The organism is Cohnella hashimotonis (genome assembly GCF_030014955.1).
In the GTDB taxonomy this organism is placed as follows: domain Bacteria; phylum Bacillota; class Bacilli; order Paenibacillales; family Paenibacillaceae; genus Cohnella; species Cohnella hashimotonis.
In genome coordinates this window covers 4,202,163-4,223,549 of record NZ_JAGRPV010000001.1, presented here as the reverse complement: position 1 = coordinate 4,223,549, position 21,387 = coordinate 4,202,163, and the positions used below count along the sequence as shown (strand labels likewise).

16 protein-coding genes are annotated in these 21,387 nt (G+C 60.5%); 14 read left to right on the top strand and 2 right to left on the bottom strand.

Annotated elements, in window-relative coordinates; all coding sequences use genetic code 11:
- Nucleotides 1-49: 49 nt before the first annotated feature.
- Nucleotides 50-634, bottom strand: coding sequence for a fatty acid metabolism transcriptional regulator FadR (gene fadR, locus KB449_RS17085; protein WP_282909523.1), 585 nt, complete (start codon nucleotides 632-634; stop codon nucleotides 50-52).
- A gap of 137 nt (nucleotides 635-771) precedes the next feature.
- Between fadR and KB449_RS17080 the strand changes: the two genes are divergently transcribed.
- Genes KB449_RS17080 through KB449_RS17055 form a run of 6 tightly spaced genes read left to right on the top strand, consistent with a single transcriptional unit; the run spans nucleotide 772 to nucleotide 10,640 of the window.
- The gene (locus KB449_RS17080) at nucleotides 772-2,931 is read left to right on the top strand and encodes a heterodisulfide reductase-related iron-sulfur binding cluster (RefSeq protein WP_286672441.1); all 2,160 of its coding nucleotides are present in this window, start codon (nucleotides 772-774) and stop codon (nucleotides 2,929-2,931) included.
- A gap of 60 nt (nucleotides 2,932-2,991) precedes the next feature.
- Nucleotides 2,992-5,388: a 3-hydroxyacyl-CoA dehydrogenase/enoyl-CoA hydratase family protein gene (locus KB449_RS17075; protein WP_282909521.1), complete on the top strand. Its 2,397-nt coding sequence runs from the start codon at nucleotides 2,992-2,994 to the stop codon at nucleotides 5,386-5,388.
- 23 nt (nucleotides 5,389-5,411) lie between these two features.
- The gene (locus KB449_RS17070; protein WP_282909520.1) at nucleotides 5,412-6,614 is read left to right on the top strand and encodes an acetyl-CoA C-acyltransferase; all 1,203 of its coding nucleotides are present in this window, start codon (nucleotides 5,412-5,414) and stop codon (nucleotides 6,612-6,614) included.
- 46 nt (nucleotides 6,615-6,660) lie between these two features.
- Nucleotides 6,661-8,445, top strand: coding sequence for an acyl-CoA dehydrogenase family protein (locus KB449_RS17065; protein ID WP_282909519.1), 1,785 nt, complete (start codon nucleotides 6,661-6,663; stop codon nucleotides 8,443-8,445).
- 29 nt (nucleotides 8,446-8,474) lie between these two features.
- Nucleotides 8,475-10,166: a long-chain-fatty-acid--CoA ligase gene (locus tag KB449_RS17060; RefSeq protein ID WP_282909518.1), complete on the top strand. Its 1,692-nt coding sequence runs from the start codon at nucleotides 8,475-8,477 to the stop codon at nucleotides 10,164-10,166.
- 48 nt (nucleotides 10,167-10,214) lie between these two features.
- Nucleotides 10,215-10,640: a PaaI family thioesterase gene (locus KB449_RS17055; RefSeq protein ID WP_282909517.1), complete on the top strand. Its 426-nt coding sequence runs from the start codon at nucleotides 10,215-10,217 to the stop codon at nucleotides 10,638-10,640.
- A 111-nt stretch (nucleotides 10,641-10,751) separates the two neighbouring features.
- On the opposite strand, the gene rpsT is transcribed toward KB449_RS17055, so the two are convergent.
- Nucleotides 10,752-11,024 (bottom strand): 30S ribosomal protein S20, encoded by a 273-nt coding sequence (gene rpsT / locus KB449_RS17050; protein ID WP_090114936.1) that lies wholly within the window; start codon nucleotides 11,022-11,024, stop codon nucleotides 10,752-10,754.
- Nucleotides 11,025-11,232: 208 nt separating this feature from the next.
- Between rpsT and gpr the strand changes: the two genes are divergently transcribed.
- The 8 genes from gpr (at nucleotide 11,233) to KB449_RS17010 (ending at nucleotide 21,386) form a co-directional block, all read left to right on the top strand.
- On the top strand, nucleotides 11,233-12,216 hold the full coding sequence (gpr, locus tag KB449_RS17045) for a GPR endopeptidase (protein ID WP_282912839.1): 984 nt from the start codon (nucleotides 11,233-11,235) through the stop codon (nucleotides 12,214-12,216).
- 206 nt (nucleotides 12,217-12,422) lie between these two features.
- Complete coding sequence (locus tag KB449_RS17040) at nucleotides 12,423-14,303, top strand: cache domain-containing sensor histidine kinase (protein ID WP_282909516.1); 1,881 nt, start codon at nucleotides 12,423-12,425, stop codon at nucleotides 14,301-14,303.
- Entirely contained in the window at nucleotides 14,300-15,826 is a 1,527-nt protein-coding gene (locus tag KB449_RS17035; RefSeq protein ID WP_282909515.1) for a response regulator, read from the top strand. The genes KB449_RS17040 and KB449_RS17035 overlap by 4 nt, the downstream gene beginning before the upstream one ends.
- A 122-nt stretch (nucleotides 15,827-15,948) precedes the next feature.
- The gene (locus KB449_RS17030; RefSeq protein WP_282909514.1) at nucleotides 15,949-16,827 is read left to right on the top strand and encodes a carbohydrate ABC transporter permease; all 879 of its coding nucleotides are present in this window, start codon (nucleotides 15,949-15,951) and stop codon (nucleotides 16,825-16,827) included.
- 3 nt (nucleotides 16,828-16,830) lie between these two features.
- Nucleotides 16,831-17,658, top strand: a complete 828-nt coding sequence (locus KB449_RS17025; protein WP_282909513.1) for a carbohydrate ABC transporter permease — start codon at nucleotides 16,831-16,833, stop codon at nucleotides 17,656-17,658.
- A 108-nt stretch (nucleotides 17,659-17,766) separates the two neighbouring features.
- Nucleotides 17,767-18,825, top strand: coding sequence for a LacI family DNA-binding transcriptional regulator (locus tag KB449_RS17020; protein WP_282909512.1), 1,059 nt, complete (start codon nucleotides 17,767-17,769; stop codon nucleotides 18,823-18,825).
- A gap of 318 nt (nucleotides 18,826-19,143) precedes the next feature.
- Nucleotides 19,144-20,112: a glycoside hydrolase family 113 gene (locus KB449_RS17015; protein WP_282909511.1), complete on the top strand. Its 969-nt coding sequence runs from the start codon at nucleotides 19,144-19,146 to the stop codon at nucleotides 20,110-20,112.
- 53 nt (nucleotides 20,113-20,165) lie between these two features.
- The gene (locus KB449_RS17010) at nucleotides 20,166-21,386 is read left to right on the top strand and encodes an AGE family epimerase/isomerase (RefSeq protein WP_282909510.1); all 1,221 of its coding nucleotides are present in this window, start codon (nucleotides 20,166-20,168) and stop codon (nucleotides 21,384-21,386) included.
- The last annotated feature ends 1 nt before the right edge of the window (nucleotide 21,387 follow it).

Here is a 21,387-nt window from a genome sequence, read left to right as displayed (position 1 = left end):
ACATAAAGACCGGTCCGGTTCAATCGGGACGGCGATACGTAAAACCTCGTCAGGACTTCAGCGCGCGCAGAAAAAAGTCGACCGTTCCTTCGACCTGTGCCGCCAGCGAGTATTTGCGTTCCGAGAGCAGCCAGGACGACACCGCCTCGTCCATCGCTCCGAAAATGAGCTGGCGCGACAGCACCACGTTCAGCTCGGGCCTGAACGCCCCGGAAGCGATGCCGTCGAGGAGCACGTTTTCGATGAGACGAAGATAGGGCTTAAGCGTCTTGCCAATCTCCTTGCGCAGCGCAAGCGCGCTCTGCCGCAGCTCGATCTGCGTAACGTGGGCGAGCAGGGGATGACGCTCGAGCTCCGCATAATGAAGCGCGCAGATCGTGCGCAGCGCATCCTCGGCGCTTTTCGAATCGCGTGCCGAAGCCTCGAATTTGCCGATCAACCTGCCGAGCCGCTCCCGGAACAATGAAACGAGGATATCCTCCTTATTTTTGAAATATAAATAAATCGTGCCGTCCGCGACGCCCGCTTCCTTCGCGATCTTCGATATTTGCGAACCGTGATACCCGTGCTCGGCGAACACCTTCACGGCCGCGTCCAGTATCCCTTCAAATTTATGCAGCCTGCCGACCGCCATGCGACCGCCTCCCGAACAAATGCCATTAAAAATGAAATGAATACTCATTCATTTCTAGATCTATATTTAAGAGCCGGCAAAAAATAACCTGGTTCCTCTGCCGCTGTAAACGCGATCAAGAAGGGAGGGTGCTTGTGCTGCTGTCCTGGTTGCATTTCGCGTCGTTTCTGCTCGTAACGGGTTACGCCCTTTTTTTGTTCTGCCAGGCGGTCCGGCATCGATACGCCTACATGAGGCTTGGAAAAGCTTCGGGCCGGCCGCCGGACTGGCAGAACCGCCTCCGCGAGGTGACGGTGCAGGCGCTTGGACATACGAAGCTGCTAAAGGACCGCCGCAGCGGCGTCATACATCTGTTCGTTTTCTACGGCTTCATCGTGCTTCAATTCGGCGCGCTCGACCTGATCTATACCGGGCTGTCCGGCGGCGAGCCGCTTCCGTTACCGGGGCGTCGCGTCTTCGGGCTTACGCAGGAGATTGCCGCGCTTCTCGTGCTTGCGGCGGCGGGGTATGCCGCGTACCGCCGGTACGGCGAGAGGCTGGCACGGCTCAAGCGAGGGTGGAAGCCCGCAATCGTGCTGCTTCTGATCGGCGCCTTGATGCTGACCGTACTGCTGTCGCTCGGCTTCCACCGCGCTTGGGAGGGAGAGGCCGCTTCAGCCTACGCGCCGGTGTCCTCGTTGATCGCCGGCGCTGCGTCCAATCTGACGCCGGCTGCAGCCGAGGCCGCATTTTTCGTCTGCTGGTGGGCGCACCTCGTCGTTTTGCTGACGTTTCTCGTTTATGTGCCGCAGTCGAAGCATTTTCATCTGATCACCGCGCCGATCAATCTGTTCGTCGGCCGGGCGGAGCCCGTCGGCAAGCTGAGCAAGCTAGATCTGGAGGACGAGACGGCGGAGTCGTTCGGCGTCGGCAAAATCGAAGATTTTGGCAGGGGGCAGATGCTCGACTTCTTCGCATGCGTGGAGTGCGGGAGATGTACGAATGTGTGTCCGGCCTCCGGTACAGGCAAGGCGCTGTCTCCGATGCACTTGATTACGAAGCTGCGTGATCATCTCACGGAGAAGGGGGCGGCGATCACGAGCAAGTCGCCATGGGTACCTGCCTTCGCGTTTAAAAATGGAAGCGCTCACAGCATGTCCGCGGCCGCGGAATCGGGCGGACCCGCGGGCCCCGGTTGGCACGAAGGCGCAGCCGCCGGCGCCGTCACCGACATCGGGCCGACGACGGATTGGCAGCGGGCGCGCTGGAGCGGGACGGATCGCAAGCCCGAGGAGGTGTCGCTGATCGGCGACGTGATGACGGAATCGGAAATTTGGGCGTGCACGACCTGCCGCAACTGCGAGGATCAATGTCCGGTCGGCAACGAGCATGTCGACAAGATCGTCGACCTGAGGCGTTATCTCGTCCTGACGGAAGGCAGCGTGCCGCACGAGGCGCAGCGCGCGATGCAGAACATCGAGCGACAGGGCAATCCGTGGGGCCTTAGCCGCGGCGACCGTGCCCGGTGGACCGGCGAGATCGGCGGCATTGCGGTGCCGACGGTCAAGGACAATCCGGGCTTCGACACGCTGTTTTTCGTCGGCTCGATGGGCTCGTACGACAACCGCAGCCGGAGGATTTCTCGCGCCTTCGTTCGGTTGATGCAGGAGGGGGGCGTCAATTTCGCCATCCTCGGCAACGAGGAAAAAAATTCGGGCGACACCCCGCGGCGGATGGGCAACGAGCTGCTGTTCCAGCAGCTGTGCGCGGAGAACATCGAGACCTTTCGCAAATACGGCGTTCGCCGGATCGTAACGGCCTGTCCCCACACGTTTAATACGCTGAAAAACGAATACCCCGAATTCGGCCTGGAGGGCGTAGAGGTGCTGCATCATACGCAGCTGCTCGACGGTCTGCTGCAGGAAGGCCGGATCGTACCTTCGCAGCCCGTCAAGGAACGGATCGTTTATCACGACTCCTGCTACCTGGGGCGCTACAACGGCGTGTACGATCAGCCTCGGAATATTCTGCGCGCGATCGAGGGAGTTGAGCTCGCAGAGATGGACCGTACGCGCGAAAACGCGATGTGCTGCGGGGCGGGCGGCGGCCTGATGTGGATGGAGGAATCGGCGGGGAAGCGGGTTAACGTAGCGCGGACGGAACAGGCGCTGGAAACGCGGCCGACGATGATCGGGAGCGCGTGCCCGTATTGCCTGACGATGCTCGAAGACGGCACGAAGCAAAAGGAAGCGGACGACCGAGTCAAGGCGCGGGACGTCGCGGAGATTTTGGAGCTGGCAGTGTTCGGCGCATCTTGAAAACGCGGCGAATCGCTTCGATGCCAAACTGGAATATACCCTGAACGGGAGGATACGCGCATGGCTCTAAAGATTAGGAAAGCAGCCGTCATCGGCTCCGGCGTCATGGGCGCGAGCATCGCCGCGCATCTGGCGAACGCGGGCGTTCCGAGCCTGCTGCTGGACATCGTGCCCGATTCGCTCGCGGCCGGCGAAGAAGCAAAAGGGCTTACGCTCGCCGACTCCGCGGTACGCAACCGGCTCGCGCTCGGCGCGCTCGCGCGGCTGCCGTCCGTCCATCCGTCGCCTTTTTACGACGACGCGTTCGCGAGCCTGATCGAGCCCGGCAATATCGATGACGACCTGCACCGCATCCGGAAGGTCGACTGGGTGATCGAGGCCGTCGTCGAAAAGCTGTCCGTGAAGCGCGACGTGCTCGAACGAATCGAGCGTTATTGGCGGACCGGTCTCATCGTCAGCTCCAACACGTCGGGCATCTCGATCCGGGAGATGGCCGAAGGGCGAAGCGAAGCGTTCAAAGCGCATTTTCTCGGCACGCACTTCTTTAATCCGCCCCGTTACATGAAGCTGTTGGAGCTCATTCCCGGACAGCAGACCGATCCGGCGATCGTAAGCGGAATGGCCGAATTCGCCGAGCGCATCCTGGGCAAAGGCGTCGTCGTCGCCAAGGATACGCCCAACTTCGTCGCCAACCGGATCGGCACCTACGGACTGCTCGCGACGCTGCAGGCGATGGAGGCAGGCGGCTTTACCGTAGAAGAAGTGGACGCCGTCACCGGGCCGGCGATCGGCCGTCCGAAGAGCGCGACGCTGCGCACGCTCGACCTCGTCGGCATCGACACGTTCCTTCACGTGGCGAACAACGTATTCGAAAAGACGGACGATCCGGCGGAAAAAGCGGCGTTCGCGCCTTCTAAGCTGCTGCGGGAACTGGCGTCGCGAGGCTGGATCGGAGAGAAGGCATGCGCCGGTTTCTACAAAAAAGTCAAAGGCGCGGCGGGCAGCGAAATCCTGTCGCTGGATCCAGGCACGATGACGTACGTTCAGGCCGCCAAGCCGAGCGGGGCTTCATTAGAGGCGGCTGCGGCAGCCAAGGGAGCGAAGGAAAAAACGAAGGCGCTGCTCGGCGGAAAGGACCGCTATGCGGATCTGGCTTGGCAGATTTTGAAGCAGACGCTTATCTACTCGGCAGAAAAGGTGGGCGAGATCGCAGGCTCTGTCGACGACATCGACAAGGCGATGAGATGGGGGTTCAACTGGGAGCTCGGGCCTTTCGAGCTGTGGGATGCGATCGGGCTCGTCAGATCCGCGGCCCGGATGGAGGCGGATGGTGCGGTCGTGCCGGGTTGGGTGAAGGATTGGATCGCGGCGGGAAACCCGTCTTTTTATCGCAGGGAGAAAGGTCATATCGCTTATTCGTACCGCGGCGTCTACCGGGACCTCGAGGAGCGGCCGGACACGATCTCGCTGCGAACGCTTAAGGAACAAGGGCGCGTGGTGCGATCGAACGCCGGCGCGAGCCTGATCGACGTCGGCGACGGCGTGGCGGCGCTCGAGTTCCACTCGCGCAGCAATGCGATCGGCGGCGACATTCTGTCGATGATCGGGGAGAGCGTCGAGGAGGTGCGGCGCAACTACGACGCGCTTGTCATCGCGAACGAAGGGCGCAACTTCTGCGTCGGCGCGAACCTTATGCTGCTCCTTATGGAAGCGCAGGACGAGGAATGGGACGAAGTGGACGCGATCATCCGCCTGTTTCAGGACACGATGACGAAGCTGAAGCGCTTCGAGAAGCCGGTCGTAGCGGCGCCGCATCGGATGGCGCTCGGCGGCGGCGTGGAGGTGTGCCTGCCCGCGGACAAGATCGTCATGCTAGCCGAGACGTATTTTGGTCTGGTCGAGGCCGGCGTGGGCCTCATTCCGGCGGGCGGCGGCTGCAAGGAGCTCGCGCTTCGGATCAGCGGCGACAATCCGGACCCGGAGATCGACCTGCAGCCGCACGTGAACCGACTGTTCCTGAACATCGGCACGGCCAAGGTGTCAACGAGCGCGCACGACGCAAAAAAGCTGGGCTATTTGCGGGCGGGCGACCGGATCGTCATGAGCCAGGAGCGACTCGTTCATGAAGCGAAGAGAAGCGCGCTGCGGCTCGCGCAAACGGGCATCCCCGCGCCCGTGCCGCAGCGGATCCGCGTCGTGGGGGCGGAAGGCAAGGCGGTCATGAAGCTGGGGGCGCGCGGCATGCATACGAGCGGTTACATCAGCAATCACGATCTGCTGATCGCGGGCAAGCTCGCGCATGTGCTGGCGGGCGGCGACGTGCCTGCCGGTACGTTCGTGACCGAGCAGTACATGCTGGATCTGGAACGCGAGGCGTTCCTCAGCCTGTGCGGAGAGCCGAAAACCCAGCAGCGCATGCAGCACATGCTCGCCAGGGGCAAGGCGCTGCGCAACTAACGAGCGAAGGAGGCCGAGAACCCATGAGAGAGGCAGTCATCGTATCGGCCGCGCGAACGCCCGTCGGCCGCGCCAAAAAGGGAAGCTTCGTCCATACGCGCGCCGAGGATCTGGGCCGGACCGTGCTGGAGGCCGTCATCGCGCGGGCGCCGGGCGTCTCCAAGGCGGACGTCGAGGATATCATCGTCGGCTGCGCGATGCCGGAGGGCGAGCAAGGGCTCAACTTCGCGCGCATCATGTCGCTGTACGCGGGGTATCCGTCCGCGGTGCCGGCAATTACGATCAACCGGTTCTGCGCGTCCGGGCTGCAGGCGATCGCCTTCGCGGCCGAGCGGATCGCAGCCGGGGGCGCGGACGTCATCGTCGCGGGCGGCGTCGAGAGCATGAGCCATGTGCCGATGGCGGGCTTCAAGCCCTCCCCGCATCCGGCGATCGTCGACGAGCGGCCGGACGTTTATATCGCGATGGGCCATACGGCGGAGAACGTCGCCGAACGCTTCGGCATCTCCCGCGAGGATCAGGACCGCTTCGCCGCGGACAGCCACCGCAAGGCCGCGCTTGCGCAGGCATCGGGCGCTTTCCGGGAGGAGACGGTACCCGTGGCGACGTCGGTCCGCGGCTTCGGCGCGGACGGCAGGCCATGGGAGCGGCGGCTTGTGCTCGAGGCGGACGAAGGCGTGCGGCCGGATACGACGACGGAGGCGCTCGGCAGGCTGAAGCCGGCCTTCAAGGTGGGCGGCACGGTCACGGCGGGCAATGCCTCCCAGATGAGCGACGGCGCCGCGGCCTTGCTCGTCATGAGCCGCGAGCGGGCGAAAGCGCTCGATCTCGCGCCGCTCGCCGCTTTTCGGTCGTTTGCCCTGGCCGGCGTCGATCCGGACGTCATGGGCGTCGGCCCTGTCGAGGCCATCCCCAAAGCGCTGCGGATGGCGGGCTGGTCGCTGGCCGACGTCGATCTGTTCGAGATCAACGAGGCGTTCGCTTCGCAATGCCTGCACATCGTTCGCGCGTTGGCGCTTGACGAAGACAAGGTGAACGTCAACGGCGGCGCGATCGCGCTCGGCCATCCGCTCGGCTGCACGGGAGCCAAGTTGAGCGCGAGCCTGATCTACGAGCTGCGCCGGCGCGGCGGAGGACGCGGGATCGTGTCGATGTGCATCGGCGGCGGCATGGGAGCGGCCGGCGCGTTCGAGGTGTTCCCGCCTGGCGCGGTAAGCCGGCTTTAGTATCGCCACATCAGCGTAATAAGCGTTCAAGGGAGGTTCCACGCAAATGACAGGAAAAACGTTCGCAAAAACGGTCGGCGGCGGTTTTGTCGTCGCGGACGCCGACTGCGCATCGATCGCGACGCCCGAGGACTTGACCGAGGAGCAGCGCATGATCGCCGAGACGACGGAGACGTTCGTCGACCGCGACGTGCTGCCGCATGACGAGCGGCTGGAGAAGCTCGATTACGAGCTGACCGTAAAGCTGATGCGCAAGGCAGGAGAGCTGGGCTTGCTCGGCGCGGACGTCCCCGAGGAATACGGCGGCCTCGGTCTCGACAAGATCAGCTCTGCGCTCATCAGCGAGCGGCTGTCCCGCGCGGCTTCCTTCGCCCTGTCGATCGGCGCGCATGTCGGGATCGGCACGCTGCCGATCGTCTATTTCGGCTCGCAGGCGCAGAAGCAAAGGTATTTGCCCGATCTCGCGAGCGGGCGCCGAATAGCCGCGTATTGCCTGACCGAGCCGTCGTCGGGCTCGGACGCGCTCGGGGCCAGGACGACGGCACGGTTGGCCGATGACGGCAGCCATTACGTGCTCAGCGGCACGAAGCAATTCATTACGAACGCGGGCTTTGCGGACCTCTTTATCGTATATGCGAAGGTCGACGGGCTGCACTTCAGCACCTTTATCGTCGAACGCGCGATGGAGGGCGTAAGCGTCGGACCCGAAGAGAAAAAAATGGGCATCAAAGGGAGCTCGACGCGTCCGCTCGTGCTTGAGGACGTAAAGGTGCCGGTCGACAATTTGCTGTGGGAGGTCGGCAAGGGCCATCTGATCGCCTTCAACATTTTGAATATCGGGCGCTTCAAGCTTGCCGTCGGCTGTCTGGGCGGCGCCAAGGAGGCGATCGCCTTAAGCGCGAAGTATGCGAACGAGCGCGTCCAGTTCGGCAAGCCGATCTCCGCTTTTCCGCTTGTGGGGAAAAAGCTCGCCGAGATGAACACCCGCGCCTACGTGCTCGAGAGCGTCATCTACCGTACCGCCGGGCTCATCGATTCAGGATTGTCCGAGATTGATCATGCCTCGCCTGCATCCGGCGTTCACTCGGCCAAGGCGATCGCGGAGTACGCCATCGAATGCTCGATTAACAAGGTGTTCGGCTCCGAAGCGCTGGACTTTATCGCCGACGAAGGCGTTCAGATTCACGGGGGCTACGGCTACATTCAGGAGTACAAAATCGAGCGGATTTACCGCGACTCGCGCATCAACCGCATTTTCGAGGGGACGAACGAGATCAACCGGCTGCTCATTCCGGGCACGCTCGTGAAGCGGGCGCTCAAGGGCCAGCTGCCGCTGCTGCAAAAGGCGCAGGCGCTCCAGGGCGAGCTGCTGCAGCTCGTACCGGGACGAACGTTCGAAGGCACCCTTGAAGAAGAGACGCATCTGACTGCGATGGCCAAAAACATATTTTTAATGGCGGGGGCCGGCGCCGTTCAGCGCTTCGGTCCGCGGCTAGAGGAGGAGCAAGAGGCGCTCACGGCGCTGGCCGACATGCTGATTCAGCTCTATGCGATGGAGAGCGCGGTTCTCCGCGCGAAAAAGCAGCTGGCGAGCAAAGGGGAAGAGCGCGCGGCGCTGGCCGTCGCCATGACGCGAGCGTTCGCGCACGACGCCTTCGGACAGATCGAAGCGCTCGCCAAAGAAACGCTGTCGGCCGTGGATACCGGCGATTCGCTGCGGACGCAGCTGTCGGCGCTCAAGAAGCTGACGCGCCGCAGTCCGGTGGACACGGTGGCGCTCAAACGGCAGATTGCGGCGGCCGTTATCCGGGAGGAAGGCTATATCAGCTAGAACAGCGATAGACTCCGGACCGTGAGGTGATGGGTTTGCCGCAAGCGCCTTGGTATGCGCATTATCCTAGCGAAGTGCCCAAGACCTGCCCGTATCCGCAGCATAATCTGGCCGCCTTCCTCGTCGCCTCAGCCGAACGTTTTCCCGATCGGACCGCACTCAGCTTCATGGGCAAAAAAACAACTTACGCGCAGCTTCTGGACGCCGCGTACCGGTTCGCAGGCGTCCTGGGGAAGCTCGGCGTCGGACGCGGCGAGCGGGTCGCGATCATGCTCCCCAATTGTCCGCAGCTCGTCGCCGCGTATTTCGGCACGCTGCTCGCCGGTTGCGTCGTGGTCATGACCAACCCGCTGTATGTGCAGCGGGAAATCGCGCATCAGCTCAAGGATTCGGGCGCCGTTGTCATCCTGACGCTCGATCTGCTGTTCCGCAGAGTGAAGGAGGCGGCGCATGAGCTGTCCGATTTGCACATCATCGTGACCTCCATCCAAGACGGGCTTCCTTTTCCGAAAAGCTGGCTGTACCCGATCAAAGCGAGGCGGGAGGGACTCGATCGGCACGTGTCCTATGGGCCGCGCGTACATCGGTACGCCCGGCTGCTGCGCGATATGCCTCCGTTGCCGCTTCACGCGGAGGTGGACGCCGAACGCGAGCTCGCGCTCCTCCAATATACCGGGGGCACGACCGGCATTGCCAAAGGCGTCATGCTCACGCACGCCAATCTCGTCGCCAATACGATGCAAACGAGCCTGTGGTTTTACAAAAGCAAGCCCGGCCGGGAACGTTATTTGGCGGCGCTTCCCTTTTTCCACGTGTTCGGCTTGACCGTGCTCATGAACCAGGCGATCATGCTGGGCGGCGAGTTGATCCTCGTGCCGAGATTTGAGGCAGGCGACATCCTGCGTATTATCGACAAGCAGAAGCCGACTGTGTTTCCCGGCGCTCCGACCATGTACATCGCGCTCATCAACCATCCGAACGTCCGCGATTATGATTTGTCTTCGATCGAAATTTGCATCAGCGGCGCCGCGCCGCTTCCGCACGAGGTGCAGGAGCGGTTCGAGGCCATCACCGGCGGCAGGCTTATCGAAGGGTACGGACTGACGGAGGCGTCGCCGGTCACCCATGCGAACAACATCTGGGAATACCGCAAAAAAGGATCGATCGGCCTGCCTTTTACGGATACTTTGGCGAAAATCGTGCATCCCGACACCGGGGAGGATCTGCCGATCGGGTCGACGGGGGAGCTCGCGATCAAGGGGCCGCAGGTCATGAAGGGCTATTGGAACCGGCCGGAGGAGACGGAGCGGGCGCTTCGTGACGGCTGGCTGCGCACGGGCGACATGGCGCGAATGGACGAGGAAGGCTTTTTCTACATCATGGACCGGATGAAGGATATGATTATCGCGGGCGGCTACAATATATTTCCCCGGGAGATCGAAGAAGTGCTGTTCGAGCATCCCGCGATCGAGGAGGCGGCGGCGCTCGGCGTACCCGATCCGTATCGCGGCGAGACCGTCAAGGTGTACGCCGTGCTGAAGCCCGGAACGAAGCTGACCGAATCGGAGCTTAAAGCCTGGTGCAAGGAGCGCCTTGCCGCCTACAAGGTGCCGCGCGTATATGAATTCAGAAGCAGCCTGCCGAAAACGATGGCGGGGAAAGTGCTGCGGCGCAAGCTGCTCGAAGAAGAGTCGGCCGGCCGCGATCACGACGACCGATAATGGCACCGGGCGCCGCTTCGCGCGGCAGGCCCGAGGGGAGGGAACGTCATGGAAGGACCGAACCCGGCTTCCGGGTCCGAGGAGGAGATGGTCGAGCGGGCCGGGCGCACGTTCTGGGGATACCTGGGGTGCGAGCTGATCCGACGGGACGCGCGCGAGACCGTCGTCGAGCTGGATGTCGAGGAGCGGCATATGAATTTGATCGGCATGATGCACGGCGGGGTGCATACGGCGCTGCTTGATTCGGCAATGGGGCTGGCCGCGATGGCGGCGCGCCCGGACGAGGACGTCGTGACGTCCAGCCTGAACATTCATTTTACGGCTCCGGCGCTGGCGGGCAGGGTGCGGGCGACCGCGACCGTCGTGCATATGTCGGGGCGGATGGTGACCGCGGAGGGAAGGCTGTATACGGCGGACGGCAAACTGTCTTCGATGGCGACCGCGTCTTTTCGGGTGATCGAGCGGAAAAGCTGAGCGGATGCGGGGAGCCTTAGTCGAATCCAGACGCCATTCGCTTCCAACGTTCAAAAAAGCCGTACCCCGGAGGGTACGGCTTTTAAACGCCATTATGGATTCAGTCGCTGCTTACGCTTGCGCGGACAGCGCGTTCAACTTCTTGGCGAGACGGGACTTCTTGCGGGAAGCCGCGTTCTTGTGGATGAGGCCCTTGGTTACTGCCTTGTCCAGCTTCTTCTGTGCCACTTGAAGCGCATTCTTCGCTGCTTCGACGTCCGTGCCCACTACGGCTACGTCCGCTTGCTTGACGGCGGTACGAAGAGCGGACTTCTGGGAAGCGTTGCGAAGGCGGCGCTTCTCGTTCGTCTTGGTGCGCTTGATTGCGGATTTGATGTTCGGCATTGATTTCACCTCCTGCAAAAACTGCAAGTATTTCTCCACACAACTTGTAACATTCTATCATGCAAGGGGGCAAAACGCAAGACAATCGCGGAGTTGGCGCGGCTGCGTCCGTAAGGCGCATTTACGCGGCAGGCACGCGTGCGGATCGCGCTGCCCCGTTCAGCAGTCGGAGAGGAGCGAATTTGCGGTGAGCGATCTTGATCTAAGCATGTACGACGTCAGAACCGACTTGGCGCTTGAGGCCAAGGAGAGAGCGGAATCGCAGTCCGGCGGCAGCATTCCGGGCGTCTGGACCGAGACCGAGCGCGAGGGCGGCATCACCGTCACGCGGATGGAGATTCAGACGGAGCAGGGCGCGCAGGCGATCGGCAAAATGCAGGGGCACTACGTCACGCTGGAGGTGCCGGAGCTAAGGCGAGGGGATTCGGAGCTGCAAAACCGCGTCGCGACGACGTTCGCCAGAGAATTCGAGGCTTTTCTCGCCCGAATCGGCGTCGGACCGCAAACTTCAGTCATGGTCGTCGGCCTCGGCAACGGCAAGGTGACGCCGGATGCGCTCGGACCGATCGTCGTCGACAATCTGATGGTGACGCGCCAGTTTTTCGAGCTGATGCCGGACCAGGTGGGCGAAGGCTATCGCTCCGTCAGCGCGATCGCGCCGGGGGTGCTCGGCACGACGGGCATCGAATCGAGCGACATCGTGCTCGGCGCCGTGCAGCAGGCCAAGCCGGAGCTCGTCATCGCGATCGACGCGCTGGCGGCGAGGTCGCTCGAGCGCGTGAACACGACGATCCAGATCGCGGATACGGGCATTCACCCGGGCTCGGGCATCGGCAACAAGCGCAAGGGACTAACGCGCGCGACGCTGGGCGTGCCGGTGCTGGCTATCGGCGTGCCGACGGTACTGTACGCATCCACGATCGTCAACGACGCGATGGACATGGTGCTGGCTCATATGAAAAAGCATACGCCCGATACCGATCCGCTGTTCGGCGTTTTCGGCACGATGGCGGGTCAGGAACGGCTGCAGTTGGTCAAAGAGGTGCTTCAGCCGATCGGCCACGATCTGCTGGTCACGCCGAAGGAGATCGACGACTTCATCGAGGACCTCGGCAACATCGTCGCGAGCGGTCTGAATGCGGCGATGCACCAGGCGATCGACACCGACAACGTGGCCGCTTATACGCACTGAAGCGATCCGCCGCCTTCCGGCAGATCGGACGGGCCGTCTCTTCGCGCAGCGCTCAGTTGCCGGGAGGCGGCTTTTGTCTTTTTACCGGCATCCCATCGTATCCGCTTACTTCGTTAGCCTTTGTTATGTATAATGAGTATCGCTAACGATAACCGGAATCGGCGCATCATACTTGTTAGGGCATGCCCTTCGGCGAGGAGAAGCTTATGATAAAAAGGAATCGGCGGCTCGCCCGCACGCGGAAATGGTGGCCGGATCGGATGGAGAGCAAGCTGATCATCGTGTTCCTGTTCCTGATCATCCTGCCGATCGGCGTGCTCACCTACGTCGCCGCACAGCGTTATTCGAATTCGATCGAGCGCAATACGGTCACGTTCGTCTCTCAATTGTCCGACCAGATGATGGGGAAGATGGACGATTATATTGAAGACATGAAAAAAATATCGATCATTCCTTCTTACCAGGCCGATATTATGGAAGGACTCAAAATGTCGAACAGCTTCTACGGCGGGCAGACGGGAGGCGAGGCGGGAGACAGCGGCGTACTGACCGAACAGGAGCGCACGCGGCTCGCCATCGACCGCAAGATCGGCAGCAGCATTTATTTTATCAACAATATTAAAAGCAGCACGAATGTCGTCTATTTGTTCGACGTATACGGCAATCCTTACTTCGCCATTAAAAATACGGCCATCCGCTCCGACCTGCAGGACGTGCTGCCCAGATGGACGGAGCTCGCCGAGGAGGCGCACGGTACGCCGGTACTCGTCAGCACCCAGGACGTCGCCGGAAGGGCGACGAGCAGCCGCTACGTGTTCACGGTCGTACGCAAGATCATCGATCCGCGCACGTTCGAATCGATCGGGATGATCGCGATCGACGCCAACATCGGCGTCATCGACAACATCATTAAAGATTTGGACAAGTCCACGCACGGGAAAACGCTCGTCGTCGACGAGAGCGGCAGCGTCGTTTACGACAGCGACAAGTCGCTCATCGGGCAAAATCTAAAAAACAGCGAGCTGATGCCGGGCGTACTGACCGAGCAAGGCAGCTTCCATACGAAAATCGACGGAAAAAGCGTGCTGGCGATTTTCAAAGAGTCCTCGGTGACGGGGTGGAAGGTGCTGATCACGATTCCAGAGGACGAGCTGATGGCGGACGCGCTGCGGACCCGCACGTATACGATCGCCGCGGCGCTCGCCATTATGGCGTTCGCCCTGCTGATCTCGCTCGTGTTGGTGTTCGCGATCACGCGGCCGCTCCGGGGACTTGTCCGCATGATGAAGGAAGTGCAGACGGGTAATCTCGACGTGGCGTTTCCCGTTGTCAGCCGCGACGAGGCGGGGCTGGTCGGCAGCGCGTTCAACCGGATGATCGACCGGATCAAGACGCTCATTCAAGATATTTACGCGGTCGAGGAGCGCAAGAAAGAGGCCGAGCTGCAGTCGCTGCAGCATCAGATCAATCCGCACTTCATTTATAATACGCTCGAATCGATTCGCATGACCGCCGTGCTCAGCGACAATAAAGAAGTGGCGACGATGACCCAGCTTCTCGGCAAGCTGCTCCGTTACAGCATTCACGGGGGGCTCGAGAGCGTGCCGATCGCGAAGGAATGGGAGCATCTGGGCATTTACGTGCAGCTGCTGAATTACCGTTACGGCAGCCGCTTCGAGCTGGAGCTGCCCGATGCGCGGGAGACCGAGAATTTAAGCGTAATCAAGCTGCTTTTTCAGCCGATCGTGGAAAATGCGGTCTATCACGGGCTTCATGAGTCCCGCAGCGGGATGCGGATCCGCGTCCTGTGCAAGCAGGAGAGGACGGACCTGCTGTTCGATGTAGAGGACGACGGAGAGGGTATGGACGAAGAGACGCTGCACAAGCTGCAGGCTTCGCTGGTTCGGGCGCCGGACGGCGAGGGCGACAATACCGGCATAGGGCTAAGAAACGTCAACGAACGCATCAAGCTTAAGTACGGAGAAACCTACGGGCTCTCGATTCGCAGCCGGTTCGGCCACGGCACGGTCGTGACCGTCCGGCTGCCAGCGACGCCCGCAGCGCATCAAGGGGGAGAATCGACATGATCGTCAATATCGCAGTCGTCGACGACGAAGAAAAAATCAGGCTGGGGCTCGCCAAATTAATTGAAATGACGGGCGATGACTATAAAATCGTCGGTATTTATTCGGGAGGACTGGAACTGCTCGGCGAGCTGGGCAGTCTCGAAGTCGACCTCATTTTCACCGATATCAAAATGCCCCAAATGAACGGACTGCAGCTCATCGAGCAGGTGCAGCGCCGGAGGCCGAAGGTGAAGTTTGCCGTGCTCAGCGGCTTCAGCGACTTCGAGTTCGCTAGAGGCGCCATCCGGCAAGGCGTCGAGGACTATCTGCTGAAGCCGGTCGACCAGGACGAACTCGGAGAACTGCTGCGCCGCGTCAAACATAACCTTGAGCTGGAAAGCTACCGAAAAGCCGTCGCAGCGGAGGAACATATCCGGCTGCTGCTCGGCAGCGACGTCCGTCACCTGCCCGCCCATATGACGGAAGGCGCTGGACGAGAGTTGTCGCAGATCGGCTTGTTCAAGGAGCACTTCGCGGTCGTTCTGCTGCGGACGGACCCGGAACTCACGGGCGAGCGGCTCGCCTTTTATATGGAAGCGTGGAATCGGGAGCATCGCAGCTTCGTCTGGGAGCCGCGACAATCGGTCATCGTCGTGGCGATCGGCAAGGGCGATCATGACGATACCGCTCGCGGCATTGCCTCGACGCTGCTCCAGCGCATCCCGCATGCGGTCCATGCGCGAATCGGCGTGAGCGCTGTCCATCAGGGCCCGCTCAAGCTGCGTGACGCTTACCAGGAAGCGGAAGCCGCCATGCAGCAAGTATGGTACGAGGACGGCATCAAGGCGATGAACGATTTTCTGCATCTGTCGAAGCGGCCGGAAGATGTGTCCGGTTTGCTCCGGTTGCTGGACAAAGACTTTCGGCCCGCCCTGCAGCTGCTCGATCTGCCCCGTGCCGAGAACGCGCTGCGGGCTTGGCTGGAGGAGACGGGCAAGCTGCGTCCGGCCTGGCCGACTTTGAGCGAAGCCGCGTCCGCGGTGTTCGGCCTGCTTCGCGGCGAGCTGAGCGGCCGGCAGACACGGCTCCCGGCCGGCGAGTTCGAGGACGAGCAGCTGAGACTGTCGCCGGTAAGGTTCGTGAGCTGGCATACATTTACAACGGAATTTATGGAGTCGGCGGCGGCTCTGCTTCACATACTTAAGGAAGCAAGGCAGGAAAATCGCGTCGTCGAAACCGTAAAGGCTTACGTACAGGCGCATTTTACGGAAGAGCTCGAGCTGCAGCGGCTCGCGGACCGCGTCTACTTGACGCCCAGCTATTTGAGCAAGCTGTTCAAGACGGAGACCGGCGAGACGATTACGGATTACATCATTTCCGTACGTATCGCCCATGCCAAGGAGCATCTGATTCGCAACCCGGCGCTCAAAACGTACGAGGTGGGCGAGATGGTCGGATATGGCGACCCCGCGTACTTCAACAAGGTTTTCAAAAAGGTGGTCGGGTTGACGCCGAAGGAGTATCGGGAGCGTGTTAGGTTGTAGTTATCCAAATTGAAGACAAGGAAAACAAACGTAGAACCTTAAAAGGCATAACTGAATCGGGTATAATCATTGTAAGCGATTTCCATACGGTGACTTGACCGACGACGAAAGCAGGGGTGTCTATGTTTAACCTGAGTTACAAAACGCAGCGGATTCTCATTCTTTTCGGATTCCTTACGATTCCGGTCCTCTTGTCGTTGACCTTTTCGTACTATCCGGCGCTGTCGTTGCTTTACTACAGCTTTACGGACTGGAGCGGCCTTGGTTGGGAAATGAATTGGGTCGGATTCGACAACTACAAGGAAATTTTCTCCCGTCCGGAAATATTCGGCGTCTTTAAGAACAACGCTTATTACTTCGTTGGCGGCTTACTGCAGACTTGCGTCGCGCTCTACTTCGCGATCGTGCTGACGAGCAGGCTCAAGGGCCGGAACATCTTCCGTTCGATGCTGTTCATTCCTTACGTCCTGCACAGCGTCGCCATCGTCATCATGTTCCGCAACGTTTACCATGTCCAGTACGGCTCGCTGAACATTTTCCTCGAAGCGATCGGTCTCGGCTCCTGGCAGCAGCAATGGCTGGGCAATCCGCATCTGGTCAATTTCTCGCTCGCCTTTATCTCGATCTGGAAATACTTCGGCCTGACGATGGTCATCTTCATCGGCGCGTTGCAGTCCATTCCGGCCGACAACTACGAAGCCGCCAAGATCGACGGCGCTTCGGGCTGGCAGACGTTCCGCTTCATCACGCTCCCGAGCATCCGCAGCGTCCTCGAGCTGATGCTGATCCTGACGCTGACCGGCGCGCTCGAAGCGTTCGATATTCCATACATCATGATGCTCGGCGCGAACGATACGCACACCTTCGTCTCGAAGACGGTAGATATGGCCTTTAAGTTCCAGCAAGCCGGACTCGCGTCCGCGATGGCCGTCGTCCTACTGCTGATCGTCATCGCCTTCATCATCCTGCAGCGCAAGCTGCTGTTCAGGGAGGAGAAATAAGCGATGGAGCGTCAAAATAAAGCATGGACGATATTCCGTTACGTCACGATTGCGATCGGATTGTTCATCGTTTTCTTTCCGATCTACTCGGTGCTCATCTCGGCCTTCAAGACGCAGACCGAATACTACAATTCGGGCTTGCAGCTGCCGCACGACTGGTTCAACTTCGACAACTTCAGGAAGGTGTTCAAGGTCGGCCGCCTCGGCCTCGGCTTCAAAAACATCTTCATCATCCTCGTCGTGTCGCTGGCCGGCAACGTCCTGATCGGCACGATGGTCGCCTACGCCCTCGGCCGCTTCGACTTCAAGATGAAGAAGCCGATCATGGGCATGTACCTCGTCGCGCAGGTCATCCCGATGATCACGACGCAGGTCGCCACGTTCCAGGTCATCAAGTTCCTGGGCGCCTACAACGAGATTTACGCGCCGATGCTGCTGTACCTGGGCGCCGACGTGCTGCAGATCGTCATCTATCTGCAATTCGTCAACAACATCCCGCGCGATCTTGACGAGAGCGCCATGGTGGAAGGCGCATCGCTGTTCAAGATCTACCGGTCGATCATCTTCCCGCTGCTCGCGCCGGCGACGGCGACGCTGATCATCATGAAGACGATCTCGATCTACAACGACTTTTATACGCCGTATCTGTATATGCCGAGCCGCAAGCTGCAGGTCGTCTCGACCGCGATCTATTCGTTCGTCGGACCGAACGCGGCGCAGATCAACGTCATCTCGGCGGGCATTCTCATCATCTTTATCCCGACGCTCGTGATTTACCTGTTCTTGCAGCGCTATATTTTCGCAGGCGTCACGAACGGCGCGGTCAAATAAGAGACGATTTCCGGCCATGACGCTAACGATCCGAATGTGTTATGATAACAATTAATCTTGTTATCAACGCATTCGGATTTTTTATGGGCGGAAAGGGTCGTACGAGAGATGTCTAAGAAAGTAACGATGCAGCAAATCGCCGATCATGTCGGCGTCTCCAAGTTCGCCGTGTCCAAGGCGCTCGCCGGCAAATCCGGCGTGAGCGCGGAGACCCGGGAAAAGATCATCAGCTCGGCGACGCAGCTCGGCTACTTCGCGGGCAAGCGGATCAAGAGCTCGGCGTCGCGCGCCGCGACCGATTCCGCCGGCAGGACCCAGCGGGAAACGATTATCGTGCTCATCCCGAATATACGGGAGCAGAATCGTCACTCTTTCTACTGGGGACGCATCATCGACGGGATCACGACCGGCCTCGAGCAGCATCGGCTCGGGATGATGATCGTCACGGAGCATATCACGGACAACTTTATCCAGCTGATCAATCCTGACGGCGTGCTCGGCATCGTCTGCGTGGGCCACATCAGCAATCAGCTGCTGCTCGAGATTCGCAATCTGTCGATCCCGTTCGTGATGGTGGACCACGAGGATCCGCTCATTCCGTCCGACGCGCTGTTCATGAACAACTACGAATGCATGCGCCGCGTGACCAATTATTTGCTCGGCAACGGCCACCGCAAGCTCCAATTCGTGGGCAATACACGCTATTCTCGCAGTTTCTACGACCGCTGGCTTGGCTACCGTTCATTGCTCGAGGAGCAGGAGGTACCGTCCGAGCAGGAGCCGGGACTGGTGGCGCTGGAGGGGGAAAACCGTTCCGAGCATACGGAAGCGCTCACGGAAATCGTACGCGACATGAAGGCCCGCGAGGCGCTGCCGACCGCATTCGTCTGCGCGAACGACTCGCTCGCGCTGTGCGTCGTCACCGCGCTGATGAAGCACGGCATCCGCGTGCCCGAGGACGTCTCCGTCACCGGCTTCGACAACATCGACGACGCCGCGCTCTCGACGCCGACGCTCAGCACGGTCAACGTCAACAAAGAAGCGCTCGGCCAGCGGGCTGTGGAGACGCTGCTGTGGCGCATTAACCATCCGGACAGTCCCAAGGAGCGGATCTTGCTGTCGGGGGATTTCGTGTTCAGGCAGTCGACGGGGCTGGCGAACGGTTAACGTAATATAAAAAGCCGATACATTTACAAGACGCTGCAGGTGATTCTGCGGCGTTTTTGTCGTTGCTGCGTTTTTGTATGCGGCTCGTGGACTGGAAATCCGTTATTTGCCATTTTGAAACGATATAACGGCGCCGGTGTCTTATTCCGGTTCTTTTTTGCTCTGCGGACAAATAATGAACGATGCCGGTTCCCATTGACTTCTCTCCCCCAGGTGGTACAATCACTTTGAGATTATTGTTATCGTATTTGACTAACAAAATAGATAACAATACAACGAGACGCGTTTACAAAGTTATCGCTAAAAGGAGCTGCACGCATGAGCAAACAGGCTTGGAACGAGACGGTCAGCGGCATGACCTGGGGCTGGGTCGGCACGCGCGGTACGTGGACGGGGAAAGAAGCGGATTTCTCGATGGAGGAGATGGCGAAGCTGGGCGTGAACTGGGCGGCCATCGCGCTGTCGGCACTGCAGGAGACGCCGCAGTCCACGGAAATTCCGTTCTGGGAAGATCCGACGGTGACCGACGACGAGGTGCGCGCCGCCATTCGCAAGGCAAAGTCGCTGGGCATGAAGGTATGCCTCAAGCCGGTCGTCAATGTGAAAAACGGAACGTGGCGCGCGCACATCGGCTTTTTCGACGAAGAGGTTCCGGGAGAGCCAAGCTGGGCGCAATGGTTCGCGAGCTACGGCAAGTTCATCGCCCACTATGCGGCGATCGCGGAGGAAGAGGGCTGCGAGATGCTGTGCATCGGCTGCGAAATGGTGCAGACCGACAAGCGCGAAGCCGAGTGGCGCGCGCTCATCGCGGACATCCGTCCGATCTACGCCGGCCTGATTACGTATAACTGCGATAAATATCAAGAGGGCCGGGTCAAATGGTGGGACGCGGTCGACATTATCTCTTCGAGCGGCTACTATCCGATCCACGAGTGGGAGGCGCATCTCGACCGCATCGAGGGCGTGCTTGCGCAGTGGAACAAGCCGTTCTTCTTCATGGAAGCCGGCTGCCCGAGTCGCGAAGGCTCGCCGCTGCGTCCGAACGACTGGTCGCTGCCCGGCGGTCCGTCCGAAGAGGAGCAGAAGCGCTACTACGAGGCGATGTTCGGCGCTTGCGCCAAGCGCGACTGGATGCGCGGCTTTATGCTGTGGGATTGGCCGGCCAAGCTGTACGACGCGAAGGATGCGGCGGCCAATGACGATTACTGCATGTACGGCAAGTCGGCGGCGAAGACCGTCGGCGATTACTACAAGTCGGGACAGACGCCGGAAGGCTTGAACGCCTGAACATCCGAACGTCCGAACGTTCGCCGACGGACCGAGAAGAGGAGGATTTACGCATGACGCAGCTATTGACTGGCGCGCGGTGGCGGGAAGAGCTGACCGCGGAGCTTAAGGACAACATCCTCGGCTACTGGTTGAAAAATACGGTGGACGAAAAATACTTTGGCTATATCGGCGAGATTGCGAGCAGCGGCGAGAAGCTTCCGGAAGCGGACAAGGGACTCGTGCTGCACGCGCGCATCATGTGGACGTTCGCGTCTGCCTATCGTCTCTATAAGGACGAGACGTACCTGAACGCATCGAAGCGCGCTTACGAGGCGCTCAAGACGCATTTCCGCGATCCGGAGCACGGCGGCCTGTACTGGCTGATCGACATAAACGGAGCGGCGGTGTCCGATAAAAAGCAAGTGTACGGCCAAGCGTTCGTGATCTACGCCCTGTCGGAATACGTACGCGTGACCGGCGATCAAGAGGCGCTCGCCTGGGCGGAGGAGATCTACCGGCTGCTCGAGAAGCACGCTTACGATCCGGTGCATCTCGGTTATGTCGAAGCGCTCGCGCGCGACTGGACCGAGACGGACGAGCTCAGCCTCTCCGGCAAGGACTTGAACGAGCGCAAGTCGATGAACACGCACCTTCACGTGCTCGAAGCCTACACGAACCTGTACCGCGTGTGGAAGCCGGAAGGCCTTAAGGCAAAGCTCAAGGAGCTGATCGAGGTCCATCTGGATAAGATCATCGATGCGAACACCGATCATTTCCTGTTGTTTTTCGATGACGAGTGGCATTCCAAGGCGCCGCACGTCTCCTATGGACACGACATCGAAGGCAGCTGGCTCCTGTGGGAAGCGGCCGAGGTGCTCGGCGACGAGTCGCTGCTGCCGCGCGTCAAGGAAGCAGCCGTCCGCATGGCGAAGGCGACGCTCGAGCAGGGCGTGGACGAGGACGGCGGCTTGTTCAACGAGTACGACGGACATCACCTCGACGACAGCAAGGACTGGTGGCCGCAGGCCGAGGCGATGGTCGGCTTCCTGAACGCCTACCAGCTGTCGGGCGAGGCGAAGTATCTGGAAGCGGCCAAGCATAGCTGGTCGTTCATCTCGAACTTCGTAAGCGACCGCGAGGGCGGGGAATGGCACTGGCAAGTGACACGCGCCGGCGAGCCGGTCGCGAACGCCAACCAGCCGAAGGTCGGCCAATGGAAGTGCCCTTACCACAACAGCCGCGCATGCATCGAAGTGCTGGAGAGACTCGAACATCTCAAATCGGAGGTATAAT

What these genes read in the sequence shown, in the direction of transcription:
- fadR (WP_282909523.1), bottom strand. Translation starts at nt 634, where the DNA reads ATGGCGGTCGGCAGGCTGCATAAATTTGAAGGGATACTGGACGCGGCC.
- KB449_RS17075 (WP_282909521.1), top strand. Translation starts at nt 2,992, where the DNA reads ATGGCTCTAAAGATTAGGAAAGCAGCCGTCATCGGCTCCGGCGTCATG.
- KB449_RS17070 (WP_282909520.1), top strand. Translation starts at nt 5,412, where the DNA reads ATGAGAGAGGCAGTCATCGTATCGGCCGCGCGAACGCCCGTCGGCCGC.
- KB449_RS17065 (WP_282909519.1), top strand. Translation starts at nt 6,661, where the DNA reads ATGACAGGAAAAACGTTCGCAAAAACGGTCGGCGGCGGTTTTGTCGTC.
- KB449_RS17060 (WP_282909518.1), top strand. Translation starts at nt 8,475, where the DNA reads ATGGGTTTGCCGCAAGCGCCTTGGTATGCGCATTATCCTAGCGAAGTG.
- KB449_RS17055 (WP_282909517.1), top strand. Translation starts at nt 10,215, where the DNA reads ATGGAAGGACCGAACCCGGCTTCCGGGTCCGAGGAGGAGATGGTCGAG.
- rpsT (WP_090114936.1), bottom strand. Translation starts at nt 11,024, where the DNA reads ATGCCGAACATCAAATCCGCAATCAAGCGCACCAAGACGAACGAGAAG.
- gpr (WP_282912839.1), top strand. Translation starts at nt 11,233, where the DNA reads ATGTACGACGTCAGAACCGACTTGGCGCTTGAGGCCAAGGAGAGAGCG.
- KB449_RS17040 (WP_282909516.1), top strand. Translation starts at nt 12,423, where the DNA reads ATGATAAAAAGGAATCGGCGGCTCGCCCGCACGCGGAAATGGTGGCCG.
- KB449_RS17035 (WP_282909515.1), top strand. Translation starts at nt 14,300, where the DNA reads ATGATCGTCAATATCGCAGTCGTCGACGACGAAGAAAAAATCAGGCTG.
- KB449_RS17030 (WP_282909514.1), top strand. Translation starts at nt 15,949, where the DNA reads ATGTTTAACCTGAGTTACAAAACGCAGCGGATTCTCATTCTTTTCGGA.
- KB449_RS17025 (WP_282909513.1), top strand. Translation starts at nt 16,831, where the DNA reads ATGGAGCGTCAAAATAAAGCATGGACGATATTCCGTTACGTCACGATT.
- KB449_RS17020 (WP_282909512.1), top strand. Translation starts at nt 17,767, where the DNA reads ATGTCTAAGAAAGTAACGATGCAGCAAATCGCCGATCATGTCGGCGTC.
- KB449_RS17015 (WP_282909511.1), top strand. Translation starts at nt 19,144, where the DNA reads ATGAGCAAACAGGCTTGGAACGAGACGGTCAGCGGCATGACCTGGGGC.
- KB449_RS17010 (WP_282909510.1), top strand. Translation starts at nt 20,166, where the DNA reads ATGACGCAGCTATTGACTGGCGCGCGGTGGCGGGAAGAGCTGACCGCG.